The 2,705-nt window shown below is 55.5% G+C and carries 4 protein-coding genes; all 4 read left to right on the plus strand.

What is annotated here, in order from left to right; all coding sequences use genetic code 11:
• Nucleotides 1–558: VWA domain-containing protein (locus AC559A_RS18925; protein WP_498819250.1), on the plus strand; the 558-nt coding region annotated here is incomplete at its 5' end.
• Between the two features lie 5 nt (nucleotides 559–563).
• Nucleotides 564–1,163 (plus strand): hypothetical protein, encoded by a 600-nt coding sequence (locus tag AC559A_RS18930; RefSeq protein WP_498819251.1) that lies wholly within the window; start codon nucleotides 564–566, stop codon nucleotides 1,161–1,163.
• Between the two features lie 96 nt (nucleotides 1,164–1,259).
• Nucleotides 1,260–1,685: a JAB domain-containing protein gene (locus AC559A_RS18935; RefSeq protein WP_498819252.1), complete on the plus strand. Its 426-nt coding sequence runs from the start codon at nucleotides 1,260–1,262 to the stop codon at nucleotides 1,683–1,685.
• Nucleotides 1,686–1,707: 22 nt separating this feature from the next.
• Nucleotides 1,708–2,705: ATP-binding protein (locus tag AC559A_RS18940; protein ID WP_498819253.1), on the plus strand; the 998-nt coding region annotated here is incomplete at its 3' end.

Raw genomic sequence — 2,705 nt, forward strand, 5'->3', positions numbered from 1 at the left:
CAAGTAAATACAGCCATCCACCTGCTGGTTGATATCAGCGGAAGCATGGACGGGCGGCGTCTGGCAATCGCAAAGGAGGCTGTTTTCGCCCTGGTGAAAGCCTTGGTCCACCAGAGAGGCATCAATTTGGCCCTGACCTTGTTCCCAGCCCATTACCCCTACAACCAAGACATCTCGGGCAGGCATGACGTGTATCCGGTGGCCTCGCTGCTCAAACATGGCCAGAAACCATCCGGCACAATGCTCTGGCCACTTTATGCCCGTGGCTGCACTCCGCTTGCGGAAAGCCTTCGGTATGTCTTGGCGTCAATGGTTCCCCTGACTGAAACCAGGAAGCTGGTTGTGCTTCTTACTGACGGAGAACCCGACGATTTCCAATCAGCAAGAATCGCCCTGGAAGAAGCCAAGGCAATCGGGATCGAGGTCGCAACCCTTGGCATTGAGGGCTTGTACAACACGTCCCTGTTCCCGGTCTGCGAAATCGTTGATCGAGTAGATCATCTGCCCCAAAAAGCCTTCAAGCTGCTAGAATCATTATTAACCCCAAACAAGGAGTAACCCAAATGCGTACCATAAAGACAAACACAATTCGGGCTTATCTCAAGAAGAAGCCCGGCACCGTGACCATGATCAAGGGCTGGGGCTTTATCCTCGGTGACGGCGTAGCCTTGCATATGGACCTGCTGGAAACCGACTTGGCTGTAGCATTTGATCTCGCCGACGAAGACATGAAGCGCCAAGTGATCAGTTCGGCACTCAAGGTAGACCGGCACTCCATCATTCTCCACGATTCTATCCCGAATGCTATCGCCACCATGGACAATCCCCAAAACGTTGTGCCATGTCACCCAACGCCCCTGCTTTTCCAGATTGGTGACAATAAGGCCCCGACAAGCCTGCATGTGTTCAAAAGCGAATCGGCACCAGACGCTTCCCGCAAAGTGCTTCTAATCGATCAAGCCGACCTGGCTTTGCTTGGCTTTTCAGACAGCGTTGTGAATGCCCCAAAGAACGGGAGCCTTCCCTTGATCGCGGACACCTCGCCAGCCCCGAAGCGCTTGGCGTGTGCCTTCACCCAGGAAACCCTTGATGCTCTGGCTCAGCATATGGGAAGCCTGCTCTCGCTGATCCCGAACCAGCCTGGAATGGGCTTGGCCGCTTAGGTCTGATCACCAGCAAATTACAAACAATCACAACCATTAAGCCGGTTCTTCGAGAAGAGGGACCGGCCTTTTCATTTCCAACAAGGAGGCCAACCAATGAGCCGAGTAAAAGAACTTCTCTCAGAGCTGTATGAGGCCAGACAGGACTGCCTGAACCTCAGCCGTCCGGAGTACGTCGCGGTTCACATGCTCCCCTATCAAAATAGAAAGATTGAGTATTTCGTATTGTTCCTGCTGGACAACAAGAACAATGTCATGGCCAAAAAGACACTTTCACGGGGCACCGTAGACCAAGCACCGGTCTACATTAGGGAAATCATGCGTCACGTACTGATCAAGCAGGCAAGCGGGATCATTATCGCGCATAACCACCCAGGCGGAGACCCGAAGCCTTCCGTCCAGGACCAGGAGCTGACCACCAGAATTCAGAAAGCAGCCCAGACCCTGGACGTGCGCTTCCTGGATCATGTCATTGTTGCAAGAGATGGTCATTTCTCGTTTCAGGCTCAAGGCTTGCTGTAACCCCAAACCAGAAGGAGGCACCATGTTTCAACCAGCACAGCGAACCCAATCCAAGTTACGCCTCGGCCTGATCGGCCCAAGCGGCTCCGGAAAAACATACTCGGCCTTGCGTATCGCTCAGGGCCTTGGCGGCAAGACCGCCCTTTTAGACTCGGAGCGCGGCAGCGGCTCTCTGTACGCCGACCTGGCTCATTACGACGTGGCCGAACTGACCCCGCCCTACAGCCCGGAAAAGTACGTGCAGGCAATCAAGCAGGCAGGACAAGCCGGATACGATGTTCTGATTATCGATAGCCTTACACATGCCTGGGCCGGTGAGGGGGGCATCCTGGAATTCGTGGATAAGGCATCCCAAGCAACCCGGAACAACTTTGCAGCCTGGCGCGAGGCTTCACCCAAGCACAACGCCCTGGTGGACGCTATCCTGGGAGCGCCCCTGCACATCATTGCGACTATCCGCAGCAAGACCGCCTGGGAGGTGGTGAAGGATGAGAAGACCGGCAAAACTAGGCCCGTAAAGATCGGCTTGGCTCCCGTTCAGCGAGACGGATTAGAGTACGAATTTACCTCGGTTTTGGAGCTTTCCGTGGATGGCCATATCGCCACGGCCACCAAAGACAGGACCGGCCTTTTTGACGGATCGTACTTCATGCCCTCGGAAGAAACCGGCCAGATGCTCCAAGCCTGGCTGAAGGGAAGCCAAGTGCCTGCAACCCCACCTCTGCCGACAACGGACCTGGAACCCCCACAGGCTACCCCGGACCCTCAACCTCTGGCTGCCGGTAAGCCACAGCCCCCAACTCCCAGACATTCAAGAGGCAACGGTGACGGCAGGGCCAAGCCTCATCAATCGTTCCATCCCACTGAGGGCGAAGGGCTACCGCCTCTTACAGACCCGCAGCGTCGTGCGATTTTCAGCCTCGGTCAAAGAAACGGCTATGACGAGGACTACCTGGACGTGATCTCAGTGAATACGTTCGGGCGCGGCGTAAACGCCCTGACCGTGAAAGACGCAAGCTC

Origin of the sequence: Desulfonatronum zhilinae, assembly GCF_900182865.1 — a bacterium.
In the GTDB taxonomy this organism is placed as follows: Bacteria; Desulfobacterota; Desulfovibrionia; order Desulfovibrionales; family Desulfonatronaceae; genus Desulfonatronum; species Desulfonatronum lacustre.

What these genes read in the sequence shown, in the direction of transcription:
- AC559A_RS18930 (WP_498819251.1), top strand. Translation starts at nt 564, where the DNA reads ATGCGTACCATAAAGACAAACACAATTCGGGCTTATCTCAAGAAGAAG.
- AC559A_RS18935 (WP_498819252.1), top strand. Translation starts at nt 1,260, where the DNA reads ATGAGCCGAGTAAAAGAACTTCTCTCAGAGCTGTATGAGGCCAGACAG.